This is a genomic window from Streptomyces sp. NPDC051322 (genome assembly GCF_040689485.1).
In the GTDB taxonomy this organism is placed as follows: Bacteria; Actinomycetota; Actinomycetes; order Streptomycetales; family Streptomycetaceae; genus Streptomyces.
On record NZ_JBFBAK010000016.1, the window covers coordinates 96,081 to 110,479 of the forward strand.

Consider the following 14,399-nt stretch of genomic DNA (forward strand, 5'->3'; position numbering starts at 1 on the left):
GGTGAGGGGCGGCCGCTGAACGTGCGGCCGCCCCTCACCGTGTGCCGCGACGCATGGACTCAGGTCCGCGCACCCAGCTCCCGCGCCGCCTCGGTGAGGTCCTTCGCGGTGTCGATGGCCCGCCAGTACGCTCCGTTGGGCAGCGGAAAACCGGCCAGCCTTCGCTCCCTGGCCAGCCGCGGAAACGTGGACCGCTCGTGGTCGCCGTGGTCCGGCAGCAGCGCGGTGAAGGCCGCCGAGAACACGTACACCCCGGCGTTGATCAGATACGGCGACGGAGGCGCCTCGATGAAGTCGAGTACCTGCCCGAACTCGTTCGTCTCCACCGCGCCCCACGGAATCCTGGGGCGGGCCAGCGCGAGCGTCGCGGTGGCGTCCCGCTCTGTGTGGAAGGCCGCCATGTCGCGGAGCGAGAAGCGCGTCCAGATGTCGCCGTTGGTGGCGTACCAGGGACGGTCGGCGTCGGGCAACCGCGCGGCAGCGTACTTGAGACCACCACCACGGCCCAGCGGCTCGGACTCGATGACGGTGGTGACGCGCAAAGGGAGTTCGGCGGAGTCCAGCCACTCCTGCAGCACCCCGGCGAGGTGGCCGCAGGAGATCACCGCATCGGTGACGCCCTCGGCGGCCAGCCAGGCAAGCTGATGGCCGATGATCGGCGTTCCGGTGCCCGGAATCTCCACCATCGGCTTGGGACGGTCGTCGGTGTAGGGGCGCAGGCGGGAACCCTGGCCGCCCGCCAGGACCACGGCCTGAGTGGGCGGCACCTGCGCTTGAGGATCAGCGGTCGTCATGAGGCGCACCTTAGACCGACCGGTCTTGTGCGGCGCGCCCCCGACAAGGTGTCTCAGTGCGTGTGCGCGACCCCGTAGGCGAAGGAGGTGTCGCAGACCGGGCGCGAGTACGACTGAGCCCGGGTGGGCCCGTAACGCTCGACGGCGGCACGGCCCAGTGCACGGGCGATCTCCATGCAGTGGCCGGCCAGAGAGGGGCGGCTCTCCACCTCGCGCTGGAGATGGGTGAGCGCGGTGCCCGGGTCCTTCTCCTGGAGCTCGGAGAGCAGCTTGTCGCGCAGAATGTCCTGCGGGGTACGTGTCTTGGCGCGCACCGATACTTCCTTGGACGACGCAGTGAGAATCTGCGAGCCGGTGGAGGCGCCTGCCCACGGAACGCGGGTGACCGCGAGCGTCCCGGAGAGAACCAGGACGACGGGCAGGACGAGTGCGAGAGTTCGGCCGATTCGGCGGGCTGTGTGGGTCACGCAGGTGAGCGTAGCGGCCGGTGATGATTTGGCGACATTTAGTCACTCGTGCGGGGGATGGTTCGAGTTCCCTTTTCGAATCGGGTGTTGACGTACCCGGCGAAACGCCCCTTCTGCCGGGGTAGTTGCCGCCCCATACGGAGGCTCTGCCACCCACATACGGCGGCGGCCCCACACCTCCCGAACGGAAGATGCGGGGCCGCCGCCGTACGCTGCTGGGCGACGTCAGTCGCTGAGGCGCTCGCCGGTCGAGGTGGCGAAGACGTGGATCTCACCGGGGCGCGGCACGACGTGCAGCTTGCTGCCCTTGTCGGGCACCCGGCGGCCGTTGACGCGGACGACGAGGTCCTTGTGCTCACCGCTCACCTCGGCCGAGCCGTAGACGAACGCGTCGGCGCCGAGCTCCTCGACGACGTTGACCGAGACGGCCAGACCGGCCGGCGCGTCCTTGGACAGCGTCTTGGTGGTGGTGCCGTCGGACTCGACCAGATCGAAGTGCTCCGGGCGGACGCCGACCGTGACGGTGGTGTCGCCGCGCTCCGCCGCGGCGGACAGTGCCTCGCGGGAGACCGGGACGACGCTGTTGCCGAACTTCACGCCGCCGTCGGTGATCGGGACCTCGACCAGGTTCATGGCCGGGGAGCCGATGAAGCCGGCGACGAAGAGGTTGTTGGGACGGTCGTACATGTTGCGCGGCGAGTCGATCTGCTGGAGCAGACCGTCCTTGAGCACGACCACCCGGTCGCCCATGGTCATGGCCTCGACCTGGTCGTGGGTGACGTACACGGTCGTGATGCCGAGGCGGCGCTGGAGCGACGCGATCTGCGTACGGGTCGAGACGCGGAGCTTGGCGTCCAGGTTCGACAGCGGCTCGTCCATGAGGAAGACCTGCGGCTCCCGGACGATCGCGCGGCCCATCGCGACACGCTGACGCTGACCACCGGAGAGCGCCTTGGGCTTGCGGTCCAGGTACTCGCTGAGGTCGAGGATCTTCGCGGCCTCTTCGACCTTGGCGCGGATCTCCGTCTTGTTGACACCGGCGATCTTGAGCGCGAAGCCCATGTTGTCGGCGACCGTCATGTGCGGGTACAGCGCGTAGTTCTGGAACACCATCGCGATGTCCCGGTCCTTCGGCGGCAGGTGCGTGACATCGCGCTCGCCGATGCGGATCGCACCGCCGTTGACGTCCTCGAGACCCGCGAGCATCCGCAGGGAGGTCGACTTGCCACAGCCGGAGGGACCGACGAGAACCAGGAACTCGCCGTCCTCGACCTCGATGTCGAGGCCGTCCACGGCGGGCTTGGTGGAGCCCGGGTAGATCCGGGTCGCCTTGTCGAACGTAACAGTTGCCATGATCGCGTGCTCCTTCACCGGCAGGAACGTGCCGGACGATCCGAGTAAGGGAGTGGTGTAGTCCACAAGAGTGAACTGAACCGAGACGCTACCTGGCCGTTTGCGGTCTGTCAGTACTTTCCGGGCGACGAAATTCTCGGGGAAATACTCGGGCGAAGCCACTCGTCCGGTCCGGTTAGAATGCTCCAGCACGCCCCCTTAGCTCAGTCCGGCCAGAGCAACGCACTTGTAATGCGTAGGTCGTCGGTTCGAATCCGACAGGGGGCTCTGTGCAAGCCCAGGCCGGACCTTGTCCGGCCTGGGCTTGGCTTTTTCTATGCGGGGGATGGTGTCTGTCCCGGATGTGGTGCTGAGTGCTTAGGTGTACGCACAGGTCGCCCCCGGGGGTCACGGCCGACAGATCCGTCCAGCAGGAGGTATCCCATGGCCGACTCGAGGGCCGCCAAGTCGTTCCGGGCCATGCATGATCGTTCGGGCCTCGATGGCCCGCTGGTCATCCCGAACGTGTGGGACGCGGGCAGCGCAGGTGTCTTCGCGGAGGCGGGGTTCGCCGCTCTCGCCACGTCCAGTGGTGCGGTCGCGGAGGCGCTGGGGTACCAGGACGGCGGGTTCACTCCGGCCGATGAGATGTTCGCTGCGATCGCACGGATCGTGCGGTCGGTCGACGTGCCGGTGACGGCGGACATCGAGGCCGGTTACGGGCTTTCCCCGCAGGAGATCGTGGAGCGGCTGCTGGAAGCCGGTGCGGTCGGCTGCAACATCGAGGACTCCGAGCCGCGGACCGGCGAGGTCAAGGACGCTCAGGAGCAGGCGGACCGGCTTGCCGAGATCCGGGCGGCCGCAGGGGACCGGATCGTTCTCAACGCCCGCGTCGACACCTTCGTGCACGGCGACAAGTCGGTGGAGTCGGCGGTTCGCAGGGCGCGCCTCTACACCGAGGCAGGCGCTGACGTGGTCTACCCGATCCTGGCGCCGGTGGACCTTCTGCCGGACATCGCGCGGGTCGTCTCGCGCCCGGTCAACGCCATGTGCCTGCCCGGCGGCCCCCAACCGGCGGAACTGCACCGGCTGGGGGCGGCCCGGGTCACCTTCGGCACCTCCCTGTACCGCCGCGCCATGGCGGCGGTGGTGGGCCTGGCCGAGGAACTGTGATCCCGTAGATGTCCTGCTAGATGTTCTGCTTCACCGGGTCGTGCCGTTCGGTCGTCGGCGTGGCCGGTCCGGCCGACTGGGCCACCACCACGCTGGGGCCCGACGCCGTGGCCGGGCGGAAGCGGCGGGGGACGAGGGTGAGGATGCGTTCGGAGTGGTGCTCCTCGTGCTGGTCGATCCGGCGGGCCTCCAGCAGCTGGCGCAGGCTCAGCAGGCCCTCGAGCCGGTCGGGGTCGGCGCGGTCGATGATCACCACGCGGGTGACGTGGTGGGTGGCCATCCGGTTGGCGATGGTCCGCAGCGTCTCGTCGTTGTACGCGGTCACCGCGGGCCGGGCCAGTTCACCCAGCGGGGTCCGGTCGTCGGGGGAGCTGAGCAGGAAGTCGGAGCGGGTGACGATGCCGGCCAGGTGTCCGGCCGGGTCCATGACCGGGTAGAGCCGCTGGGCGAGGAAGCCGTCGAAGTCGTGGCTGCCGTGCGGGGCGGTGAGCTCGCGCTTGATGTCGGCCACGGTTTCGTCGGTACGGAAGGTGGCGGTGATGGGTGTTTCCAGCTGGCGTACGAGGTGGACCTCCAGCGGATCCACCGAGTACTCCCGGGTGAGGTGCAGCCCACGGCGGGCGATCTTCTCGGTGAGGACGGACCGCTTGAGGACGATCACCGAGAGCAGGTAGGCGGAGGACGCGGTGATCACCATGGGGAGCATCGCGTTCATCTCATGGGTCAGTTCGAGGCAGAAGACGATGCCGGTCAGCGGGGAGCGCATCACGCCGCCGAGCACTCCGGCCAGTGAGACCAGTGCCCAGAAGCCGGGGCTGACGGTCGGGAAGATCAGGCCCTCGGCGGCTCCGAGCGCGCCGCCGATCATGAACATCGGGGCGAGGACGCCGCCGGAGGTGCCGGAGCCGAGGGAGAGGCCCCAGATGAGGGTCTTGACCACCAGGATGCCGACGATCAGACCCACGGTGGCCCGGCCGGTCAGCAGCTGGTCGATGACGTCGTAACCCACACCGAGCGCGCGCGGTTCGATGAGGCCGCCGACGCCGATGATCAGGCCGCCGATGGCGGGCCACCACATCCAGTGCAGGGGCAGCTTGGCGAACAGGTCCTCGGAGAAGTAGACGAGGGCGGTGGCGCCGAGCGCGAGCACCCCGGCGGCGAGTCCGGCCACCAGGCACAGGCCGTACGCGGAGAGCGGCAGCTGGACCGGGACGTGCGCGCCGCCGAAGAGCGGGGCGGAGCCCAGGATGGGTTCTCGGACCAGGGTGGCGGTGACGGCGGCGACGGCGACGGGGATGTACGAGCGCGGACGCCACTCGAAGAGCAGCAGTTCGACGGCGAGCAGGATCGCGGCCAGCGGGGAGTTGAAGGTGGCGGCCATGCCCGCGGCGGAGCCCGCGACCAGCAGGGTCTTGCGCTCGTCGGTGGTGACGTGCAGGAACTGGGCGAGGATCGAGCCGACCGCGCCGCCGGTCATGATGATCGGTCCCTCGGCGCCGAACGGTCCACCGGTGCCGATGCCGATGGCCGACGAGACCGGCTTGAGCACGGCCAGCCGCGGCTGCACCTTGCTGCCGCCGACCAGGATCGACTCGATGGCCTCCGGCATGCCGTGACCGCGGATCTTCTCCGATCCGTACCGGGCCATCAGCCCGATGACCAGGCCGCCGACGATCGGCATGAAGAGGATCAGCCACCAGTGGGAGGTGGTGCCGGGGGTGGAGCTGCCGAAGGAGAACCGGCCGTGGAAGCAGAGGTTGGTGAACAGGGCGATCAGCTTGAGCAGGCCCACCGCGACCAGGGCGGCGGCCGCGCCGACCGGCAGGGCGAGCGCGGCGATCACCGCGACCCGGGGCGGGACGTGGAAGTCGCCCAGGTGCGCGATCTTCTGCGGGAGAGCCCGGGGGGCCGACGGAGCCGACGGCGATGGCGGCGCGTGTTCTCCGGGGGCGCGGTCGGGTTTCCGGGCGTGGTCGGGCGTGGTCACGGGGTACCTCCGTCGGTGGTGCAGGCAGGGGCAGTCCGTCATGGGCGCACACGAGCAGGGCCGTCGGCGCTCCGCATACAGCGGTGCCGGCGCCCCTGGGTGGCTCACCCGATGGCGGGAGCGGGCGTCATTGCCCTGGAGAAGCTGCCGATGCCCTGTGCGGAGGGCGGCAGAAAGGTGGGCGGTCCGTGGTGCGCAGCGGCGCCGTAGTCGGATGCCCGGATACTGGAGCGGTAGGAACAGCGCCAAGACTACCATTGCAGACTGCAATGGTTAATCGCGCGCTGCTGAGCTGGGTGAACGGACCGGCCCGACAGACCGGCCGAAGAGAGCGGTGGAACGGATCGTGACAGGCGAGCCGCGACGGGCGAGCGGCGGGGACACAGTGACCGGACTCACAGCAGAGACCGACGAAGTCACCGCGGCGGTGATGGCTGTCGCGAAGCTGCTGGTCGGTCTCTCGGCGCGCGCACTGGCCGAGGCGGGCAGTGCGCTGACCCTTCCGCAGCTGCGGGCGCTGGTGGTGCTGGAGACCAGCGGACCGGTCAAGCTGGCGTCGCTGGCGGCCACGCTGGAGGTCAACGCGTCGACGGCGATGCGGATGGTGGACCGGCTGGAGGCGGGCGCGCTGGTGGACCGCAAGGTCAACCCGGACAACCGCCGGGAGGTCGTCCTGCGGACCACCGCCGAGGGGGCCGCGCTGGTGCACACGGTGTTGGAGCACCGGCAGCGGGAGGTCGCCGCGCTGGTGGGCCGGCTGCCCGTCGACGTACGGTCCGGCCTGGTCGCGGGCCTCAGGGCGCTGAACCGGGCGGCGGACGATCCGGCGCTCGGCGTGTCCGATGCGCCGGCCGGCCGGGACGCCTTCCCGGACGGCAGCGCGTTCTGAGCGGACGCCCGGCCCCCGGTGGCCCGGTGCCGTCCGGCGGTGCCGGTGCACCGTACGATCCTTGCCTGTGTTGTTGGGCGCCGGACAAGATACGGGGGAACGGGTGGGGAACCGGGACGCGCAGGCCGAAACACCACAGCAGAAGAAGGAACGGGCCAGGAAGCTGCGGGACTGCGCCCGTCGTGCCCGTGGGCTGGCGGGGGCTCTCGGGCCTTACCTGGACAAGACGTTGAAGCAGGCGACCGCTTCGCCCCCCATCTGGGCCGGGCCCTACGCGGAAAGCACCACGTTGACCCTGGGGAAGCGGAAAGGTCATCTGCACGACATGGCCGGTGATCTGCTGAGGGATGCGGCGCGCTGGGAGTCCGAGGCTGCCCGGATCGATGACGAGGCGACGAAGCAGGCGGCTCAGAAGCCCGGAGGGCAGCACTGATGACCTTCCGTGGTTTCGACAGCGCTCAGATACGTGCCATGGCCGGCCATATGAAGAAGATCGGTCCGGGCGCCCGCAAACTCCATGGAGACGTGGCGAGTGTGCTGCGGGAGGCGCAGGGCCTGCTCGACGGCAAGCCCGCCACCACCAGCCCGCGGCTCGAGCCGCTGATCGGCCAGATCCTGCCGATGTTCTACTCGGGCCTGCCGGCCTCGCTGCATCCCGAACTCGACGACACTTCGGCATCGTTGACCCGCCGCTGCGCCCAGATCGACGGCATCCAGCAGTTGGAGCTCAAGGGCTACCCCGTCGACCCCAGCCTGTACTTCGACGACGAGGCCGTGCCGGACCAGAAGAAGATCGATGACGCGTTGTCCTATTTCGACGATCACATCGACGACTCCGGCGGTTTCCTGTGGTCCGATTCGGCTCAGGGCGCTCAGGAGGTACTGGACAAGTTCCATGCCCTGTCGCCTGCCGAACTCGACGCGGTGATGAGCCGCATGACCCCACAACAACTCCAGGAGCTCAACAGCCAGTTGGGTGAGGGTTCTTCTTGGTGGGGTGCGGGCGGGGCCGACGACACCGTCAAGGCCCAGTGGGTCAACATGCTGACGAAGGGCCTCGGTCCGGCCACCTTGGCGAAGATCACTCCGGCGCTGTCCAATCTCCGCTTCGAACCCGACGCGGACACCCAGTACACCGACGGGCTGAAGTACCGGCCGGTGGACGGCACCCTCTTCGGTCCGAACGGGGTGGACATCAAGCACGACCTGCAGCAGGGGCAGGACGGTGACTGCTGGTTCCTCTCCTCGCTCGCGGCCATCTCGGAGCGGGACCCGGACTTCTTCCAGCAGCACATCACGCAGAACCCGAACGGGACCTACACCGTCACCTTCTACCAGCAGGGTCCCCTTCCCGGCATGCCGGCGCAGCCCGTCGAGATCACCGTCGACAACAAGCTGCCGGTGGGTTCCGACGGCAAGCCGGCGTACGCGAACGCCCCCGATCAGGTGATGTGGGTGGCGATCTACGAGAAGGCGTACGCGCAGTATCGCGGCGGCTACGGGAAGATCGACGGCGGCTGGGGCGATGTCGGCCTGCGTGACCTCACCGGACAGCCCACCGAGCGCACCGACACCGGCGACCTGTCGCTCGCGGACATCAACGAGAAGATCAAGGACGGCCAGGCCGTGACCTCCGGTACCAGGGGCGACGGTGACGTGCACGACGACCGTATCGTCAGCGGGCACGAGTACTCCGTCGAGCGGGTCGACATGAACGCCGATCCGCCCACCATCACACTGCTCAATCCGTGGGGCGGCAGCGGTGTGGAGAACGGCAAGGTCATGCCGCAGGAGATCACCCTGACTCAGGACGAGTACCGCAAGAACTTCGACGAAATCGGCCTCACGAAGACGGGAGTCTGACCCCATGCCAGAGAGCTTCCGCCTCGGTCGGCGCAGCCAGTTCAGCCACGGCGACCTCACCCTGGGCATCGTGCGGACCAGTACCGATCCGGAGGACCCGTACGCACGGGTCAACATCGTCGACCGCGGCTCCGCCTTCGGTGAGATCCGGGATGTCCGGCCGGGCGACGAGGTCCGTACCGGCGCCCATGTCCTCGTCTTCACCGAGGTCGTTCCCGGGAGCCGCGAGGGCCACATCGCCTTCACCGTCGACCGGGGGCCGGAGCTGTGACCGTCATCCCTTCCCGTCGCGTCGGGTGGATCGTGTCGGCGGCCGTGCTGCTCGTGGCCGTGACCGTCGCCGTCGTCGTTCTCCGGGCCCCCGGCGGACACGACGACGCTGCGGACCGGCCGCCGCCGTTGGGTTCCCATGCCGCGGGCGTCCAGCGTCTCACCGTGATCAGGATGGGCAATCCTTCCCGTCCGACCGGCGGGGTCGCGCTCGCCGACGGCACCTCGGTGGGACTGGGGTTGCTCAAGCGTTACGACGGTACGGCGCCGCACACCGCCCAGATCGACGTGCTGGTGCGCGACGACGTCGGCACGGCGCACTTTCACACGGTGAAGCAGGGCGACACGGTCACCGACTACGGCGTCCGGATCAAGGTGCTGAAGATCTGGCGGGTCAAGGATCCGTTCGAGGACGCCGTCGACGTCCAGGTCGAACCGGCCGCGTCCTGACCAGCGGGACCGGCCCGGCCGGGACGTCCGGGCGCTACGACGGGTAGCCCGACCCGGCGCTCCGGACCACGTACCCGCACTCCGTGTAGACGTAGCCGGGGCGGAATTCGGTGTGGTCGCTGTCGCCGACGGGCACCGAGCTGTCCATCGACTTGTGCAGGAAGTAGGTCGTTCCGGCGGGCAGCGTGATCGTCCTTGTCGGGTAGTTCTTGTGCGCCTTGCAGGCGCTCCGCCGCGCGGCGGCGTCGCTGGAGTAGGTGGAGCAGCTGCCGCACGCCTTCACTTTGACGCTGCCGGTGACCGGCCCGGTGAACAGCACGTCCACCTCGTAGGGGCTGTCGTTCTTGATGGTGATCGGGATGCTGCCGCCGGAGGCCAGGGTGGGCAGGTGCCTGCCTGCTGCGGGTTCGTCCTGGGCGATCTCGGCGGCGATGGCGATCTTCTGGGCGTGGGCCCGGTTCTTGTCGTGCTTGTACGTGTCGGTGAAGCCGTTCATGGTTTCGAGCGCCGCGGCGAAGGCGCCGTCCTGGTACTGGCTGACGCCGCAGGCGTAGGTGCCCGCCTGCACCTCCTTGTCCGCCGCGTCGGAGTCCTCGCGCAGCGCGCGGCCGACGGCGTCCTTCTTGCTGGGCAGTGCGGTGGCCTGGCTGCTCAGGGTGCGCAGCTCATCGGTCGCCGTGCAGGGCCTGTCGCCCTTGAGGCGCTTGGCGGCCTTGGTGATCCGGGAGCTGATGGCCGGCTCCACTCTCCCCGCTTGCGGGGAGTCGGGGAAGGTCGTCATCAGCTCGCCGAGGTTTCCGTCCGCGGTTGCGACGGCCTCGTCGGAACCGAGGCCGGGCAGGCCGCAGTTGTACAGCGCGTCGGCGAGCCGGCTGTCGGGCCAGCCGGCCAGCGCACCGAGGCGTTCGCTGCCGAAGGTGTCGGGGACGGTGCGCAGGTATGTCAGCGGGGCTATCGCCTCGCAGTACTTCTTCTCGTTGTACGGTGCGCCGACCGCCGCGTAGTACGCCTTCATGCTGGCGGGAACGCGCCGGGCGGCCCGGGAGCCGGGGTGGTTGGCGTCGAGGTCGCGGTAGGTGGCGAGCGCGGAACGATAGTGGGGCTGCGCGCTGCTGAACTTCTGGGTGGCGGCGTCGGACACGCTCCGGTCGGCCTGGTCGAGGCGGTCGAGCAGCAGCTGCTGGGTGGCCTCGTCGCGGGCGCCGTCGTAGAAGAGCACGCCGCCGACCGGCGCCGCGAGCAGGACCAGGCCGAGCAGCACGGCGACCGGTGCCCGCGGCGGCCAGAGGAGCCGGGTGCGCAGGCCGCGGACGGCGCCGTGCACTGCGGCCAGTGCGAGGAACGCCAGGTAGGCGAGGACGGTTGACCGTGCGACGCCGTCCGGGTCGGCGGGCAGTGCGAGCAGCAGCAGGGCGCCGGTGGCCGCCCAGCACACGGCCATGGCGAGCCAACGGCGGATCAGCAGGTAACCGAGGCCGAGGCCGCTGAGGTTGAGCAGTGCCACGGCGGCCGCCCGCAGCGGGTCGGCCGGGCCCGGCGGGGTGCGCGGCGGTGGCGGCGGCGCCCCGAAGGGGTCGGCAGGGCCGTAACTCCCGCCGCTGTAACCGCTGTAACCGCTGTAACCGCTGTAGCCGCCGTATCCGCTGATCCCGGTGGGCCGGCTGAACCCGCTCTGATCGTCGGGTTCACCGCCCGTACCGCCCGTTATGACCTGATCGTCACCTGACATGGCGACTTCCCCCCAGCTGTCGGGCGCGGACCGCGCCCCCCTTTGATCGTGAGCCACTGCGTGTGAGAAGCCCCGTATCGTGTGTTTACCACGGACCGGGGCGCCCCTCGTGCTCCGATAGCGGCCGGTGGGCCGACGGCTTCAGCGCCCCGTGATGCGGTCCGCGAGGGTGGCGATACGGTCGGTGGCAGTGCTGCGGCCGGTGAGTTCTCGGCGGTCGGCGGCCCGGTAGGCCCGGTACATGCCGTGCACGCCGAGCCAGCGCAGTGGTTCCGGCTCCCAGTCGCGGACCTTGTGGTTCACCCAGGGCAGGGTGGTGAGGTCGGTGGGGCCGGACTGCCCGGAGTCCTGCTGGAGCAGGTCGCGCAGGGTGCGGGCCGCGAGGTTGGCGGTGGCGACGCCGGAGCCGACGTATCCGCCCGCCCAGCCGAGGCCGGTCGACCGGTCCAGGGTGACGGTGGCGCACCAGTCACGGGGCACGCCGAGCACCCCTGACCAGGCGTGGTCGATCCGTACGCCCGCGGTGGTCGGGAAGAACCGGACCAGGATCTCGCGCAGCGCCTCGATGGTGGCGGGGCTGGTGCGGCCGTCGTTGTCGGTCTTCGAGCCGTAGCGGTACGGGACGCCGCGTCCACCGAGTGCGATCCGGTCGTCGGCGGTGCGTTGTGCGTACATGTACGCGTGGGCCATGTCGCCGAGGGCCTCCCGGCCCTCCCAGCCGATGGTGTCCCAGACGGACTTGGGCAGCGGCTCGGTGGCGATCATGGAGGAGTTCATCGGCAGCCAGCTACGGTGCGTGCCCTTGAGTCCGGCGGTGAACCCCTCGGTGCAGCGCAGCACATAGGGGGCGCGGACCGTGCCGTACGGGGTGACGGCGTGCTGGGGCCTGATCTCGGTGACCGGTGTCGACTCGTGCACGGTGACACCGAGCGCCTCGACGGTCTCGGCCAGGCCCTTGACGAGTTTCGCCGGGTGCAGCCGGGCGCCGTGCGGGGTCCAGGTGGAGCCGACCGCCCCGTTGACCCTGATCCGCTCGGCGGTCTCCCGGGCGCCGTGCAGGGTGCGGTCCTTCTCGCCGAACGCCACCTCCACCGAGTGGAACGCCTTGAGGCGCTGCAACTGGGCGGGTGTGTAGGCGACTTCGAGGACACCGCCCCGGTGGATGTCGGCGTCGATGGATTCGTCGGCGGCGGTGGTGATGACCTCGGTCACCGTGTCGTTCATGGCCTGTTGGAGGCGGACCGCCGCCTCGTGGCCGTGCAGTTTGGCGTACCGGTCGCGGCCGGCGATGCCGTTGTAGAGCCAGCCGCCGTTGCGGCCGGACGCGCCGTAGCCGCAGAACCTGGCTTCCAGCACGGTGATGTTGAGGAAGGGGACGGCCTTCTTGAGGTAGTACGCCGTCCACAGCCCGGTGTATCCACCGCCGACGATCACCACGTCCGCGGTCGCGTCGCCGGGCAGCGGCTCGCGGGCGAGCGGGGCGCCCTGGTCCGCGTACCAGAACGATATGCCGCCGTTGGCGGTGCTGTGGCTGCCGTGGCTGGGGCCGTTGACGGTGCTCATACAGACCTCTGACTCCTGGATCCGGACCGCTCGGTGTCCCGCCGGCGGTTGCCGGGAGCGTAGCGCCGGGCCGCGTGTAGCGCTCTCACCGGGTTGATGCGCGGGCGTCCGCGGGTGACCGGATACCAGGCCAGACCGATCAGCACCGAGGTGAAGTGCCCGAGGTCGGTGAAGGTGCGTGCGGTGACCAGCGGGAGTGCCGTGGAGAGCAGGATCACGGCCAGATATCCGTACCGCCAGGGTGTGATGATCCGGTAGGTCAGTACGCCGATGACGCCGGCCAGCGCGTAACTCACCCCCACATCCAGGGTGTTGACGGCGGACTTCGGGGCGTGGCCGAGTTGGATCGCCCAGAGCAGAGCGCCCTCGCTGATGAACGAGGCGAAGACGTGCGCACTGGCGGCGACCGCGAGCCAGCGGGCGGTGCCGATCCAGCGTTCGGCCTGGGCGTGGAAGACGGTGAAGAGCACGGCGTACGGAACCCAGTGGCCGCTGCCGATCCACAGGGCGCTCTGGATCAGCACCCGGACCGGGTGGACGGACAGCTCGTGGATATTGGTGGAGCGGCTGCCCAGGAACGCCCGCTCGTGCCCCGGCGGCATCTGGTGCAGCGCGATCGTGGTACCCAGCAGTACCGCCAGCCAGAGGTAGGTGCCGGGTGCGCTGCGGATGTACGAGCGGACGGCGTGCAGGGCGCGGGTCATGAGGTCGATTGTGCGGGCCCGCGCCGCGCCGTGCGGCGGTCACGGCGTGGCGGTCACGGCGTGGCGCGATGGGAGCGGATGCCGGCCGGGCGCACGGGGGTGCGGGTGAGGGTGATCTGCCTGACGAGCTGGTGGAAGCAGGTCAGGGCGGTGATCGGCGGGAGGCACGCCACCGCGATACCGGACAGCGTCTTGTCCGCGTGGCTCACGCACAGCACCGCCGCGAGCGCGGAGAACAGCACCACCAGCGCCCAGCCCTGCGGGGCGGTGCGGTGGTGCAGGGTGGCCCGCAGTACGGACAGCGAGGCGACCAGCCAGGGGCCGAAGATCAGCAGCGGCCAGCACTTCGCCAGGTTGTCCGGCACCGAGGTGGCTGCGATGAGACGCAGCGGATCGTAGGAGACGACCGCGCCGAAGGCGCTGACCATGGCGACGATGACCGCGGTGAGCGCCGCGAGAGCGAAACTGATCATGCGCAGCCAGGTCCACCCGGCCGGCCGGTGGAAGCGCGGTGTGCGCCGTTTGCGGTGGTCGTGGGAGCCGGGGCGGGGGAACGGCGGGGTGGGTGCGACCGGTGCGGCGGGCGCGGTGGGCGCCACCTCCGCCGCGGAGGCGCGCATGAACTCGGCCAGTTCCTCGTCCAGGTTCAGTACCTGTCCGAAGTCGTGCACGTCCTGCGGGGTGAACGTTTCCTGGGTGTGCATCATGTCGGCGTAGTGCGTGCCGGGGACGATGCCCTCGTCCGGGTCGAGCTGCCCGTAGTACGTGCCCTGGTGCGGCCCTTGGTACGTGTCCTGGTACGACCCCTGATACGTCTCCTGGTAGGGGCCCGGGTACGACTCGAAGATTTCCCGACGGTCATACATGGCCGGCCTCCTGCCTCACCGTCGGGACCGGCAGGGTCACAGCCGTGCGGGATCCGGCGGTGCAGGATCGGGCCGGCTGGGAGGGGGGCTCGGGTGGCGTCACACGAGAAGAACGACCGCGGCCGTCCCCCGGATGACCGGCAGTCGGGTGACCGGCCGGGGCGAAAGGGTGGAGCGGTGACCCGGCCGTTGACCTTAGTCGGATGGTGCATCTAGCTGTATTGATCACGAGCGTTGTTGACAGTCGTGGGCCTTGAACATGGCGAAGACCTCCGATGTGGTGGAGCTGTCTAGGAACGCACCACACGGAGG

The 14,399-nt window shown here is 69.6% G+C and carries 14 protein-coding genes and 1 tRNA gene; 7 read left to right on the forward strand and 8 right to left on the reverse strand.

The features are described from left to right. Positions 1 to 59 precede the first annotated feature (59 nt). From AB0436_RS28590 to ugpC, 3 genes are all read right to left on the reverse strand, one after another. A complete protein-coding gene (locus AB0436_RS28590; RefSeq protein WP_366470835.1) occupies positions 60 to 794 on the reverse strand; it encodes a nucleotidyltransferase family protein in 735 nt (244 codons plus the stop codon). Positions 795 to 847: 53 nt separating this feature from the next. Next, positions 848 to 1,261 (reverse strand): hypothetical protein, encoded by a 414-nt coding sequence (locus AB0436_RS28595; RefSeq protein ID WP_366470836.1) that lies wholly within the window; start codon positions 1,259 to 1,261, stop codon positions 848 to 850. Between the two features lie 225 nt (positions 1,262 to 1,486). Then, the gene (ugpC, locus tag AB0436_RS28600) at positions 1,487 to 2,614 is read right to left on the reverse strand and encodes a sn-glycerol-3-phosphate ABC transporter ATP-binding protein UgpC (RefSeq protein ID WP_366470837.1); all 1,128 of its coding nucleotides are present in this window, start codon (positions 2,612 to 2,614) and stop codon (positions 1,487 to 1,489) included. A gap of 192 nt (positions 2,615 to 2,806) precedes the next feature. Between ugpC and AB0436_RS28605 the strand changes: the two genes are divergently transcribed. After that, positions 2,807 to 2,881 (forward strand) — tRNA-Thr (locus tag AB0436_RS28605). A 156-nt stretch (positions 2,882 to 3,037) separates the two neighbouring features. Further along, the gene (locus AB0436_RS28610; protein ID WP_366470838.1) at positions 3,038 to 3,766 is read left to right on the forward strand and encodes an isocitrate lyase/phosphoenolpyruvate mutase family protein; all 729 of its coding nucleotides are present in this window, start codon (positions 3,038 to 3,040) and stop codon (positions 3,764 to 3,766) included. 16 nt (positions 3,767 to 3,782) lie between these two features. Here the strand turns inward: AB0436_RS28610 and AB0436_RS28615 are convergent, their stop codons facing one another. Beyond that, positions 3,783 to 5,753, reverse strand: coding sequence for a chloride channel protein (locus tag AB0436_RS28615; protein WP_366470839.1), 1,971 nt, complete (start codon positions 5,751 to 5,753; stop codon positions 3,783 to 3,785). 346 nt (positions 5,754 to 6,099) lie between these two features. Here AB0436_RS28615 and AB0436_RS28620 point away from each other — a divergent pair, with 346 nt between their 5' ends. The 5 genes from AB0436_RS28620 to AB0436_RS28640 all read left to right on the forward strand — a co-directional run bounded on the left by AB0436_RS28620 (position 6,100) and on the right by AB0436_RS28640 (position 9,225). Further along, positions 6,100 to 6,642 (forward strand): MarR family transcriptional regulator, encoded by a 543-nt coding sequence (locus tag AB0436_RS28620; RefSeq protein WP_366470840.1) that lies wholly within the window; start codon positions 6,100 to 6,102, stop codon positions 6,640 to 6,642. A 103-nt stretch (positions 6,643 to 6,745) separates the two neighbouring features. Then, a complete protein-coding gene (locus AB0436_RS28625; protein ID WP_366470841.1) occupies positions 6,746 to 7,075 on the forward strand; it encodes a hypothetical protein in 330 nt (109 codons plus the stop codon). Continuing rightward, positions 7,075 to 8,505, forward strand: coding sequence for a C2 family cysteine protease (locus AB0436_RS28630; protein ID WP_366470842.1), 1,431 nt, complete (start codon positions 7,075 to 7,077; stop codon positions 8,503 to 8,505). Before AB0436_RS28625 ends, AB0436_RS28630 begins: the two co-directional genes overlap by 1 nt. A gap of 4 nt (positions 8,506 to 8,509) precedes the next feature. After that, complete coding sequence (locus tag AB0436_RS28635; protein ID WP_366470843.1) at positions 8,510 to 8,776, forward strand: hypothetical protein; 267 nt, start codon at positions 8,510 to 8,512, stop codon at positions 8,774 to 8,776. Next, entirely contained in the window at positions 8,773 to 9,225 is a 453-nt protein-coding gene (locus tag AB0436_RS28640; protein WP_366470845.1) for a hypothetical protein, read from the forward strand. Before AB0436_RS28635 ends, AB0436_RS28640 begins: the two co-directional genes overlap by 4 nt. 34 nt (positions 9,226 to 9,259) lie before the next feature. On the opposite strand, the gene AB0436_RS28645 is transcribed toward AB0436_RS28640, so the two are convergent. The 4 genes from AB0436_RS28645 to AB0436_RS28660 all read right to left on the reverse strand — a co-directional run bounded on the left by AB0436_RS28645 (position 9,260) and on the right by AB0436_RS28660 (position 14,087). Beyond that, a complete protein-coding gene (locus tag AB0436_RS28645) occupies positions 9,260 to 10,954 on the reverse strand; it encodes a hypothetical protein (RefSeq protein ID WP_366470846.1) in 1,695 nt (564 codons plus the stop codon). A 141-nt stretch (positions 10,955 to 11,095) separates the two neighbouring features. Then, positions 11,096 to 12,517 carry an FAD-dependent oxidoreductase gene (locus AB0436_RS28650; protein WP_366470847.1) on the reverse strand — a complete coding sequence of 474 codons (1,422 nt, stop codon included), beginning with the start codon at positions 12,515 to 12,517 and terminating at the stop codon, positions 11,096 to 11,098. Then, a complete protein-coding gene (locus AB0436_RS28655; RefSeq protein WP_366470848.1) occupies positions 12,514 to 13,221 on the reverse strand; it encodes a rhomboid-like protein in 708 nt (235 codons plus the stop codon). The genes AB0436_RS28650 and AB0436_RS28655 overlap by 4 nt, the downstream gene beginning before the upstream one ends. 53 nt (positions 13,222 to 13,274) lie before the next feature. Beyond that, positions 13,275 to 14,087: a DUF2637 domain-containing protein gene (locus AB0436_RS28660; RefSeq protein WP_366470849.1), complete on the reverse strand. Its 813-nt coding sequence runs from the start codon at positions 14,085 to 14,087 to the stop codon at positions 13,275 to 13,277. Positions 14,088 to 14,399: the final 312 nt, after the last annotated feature.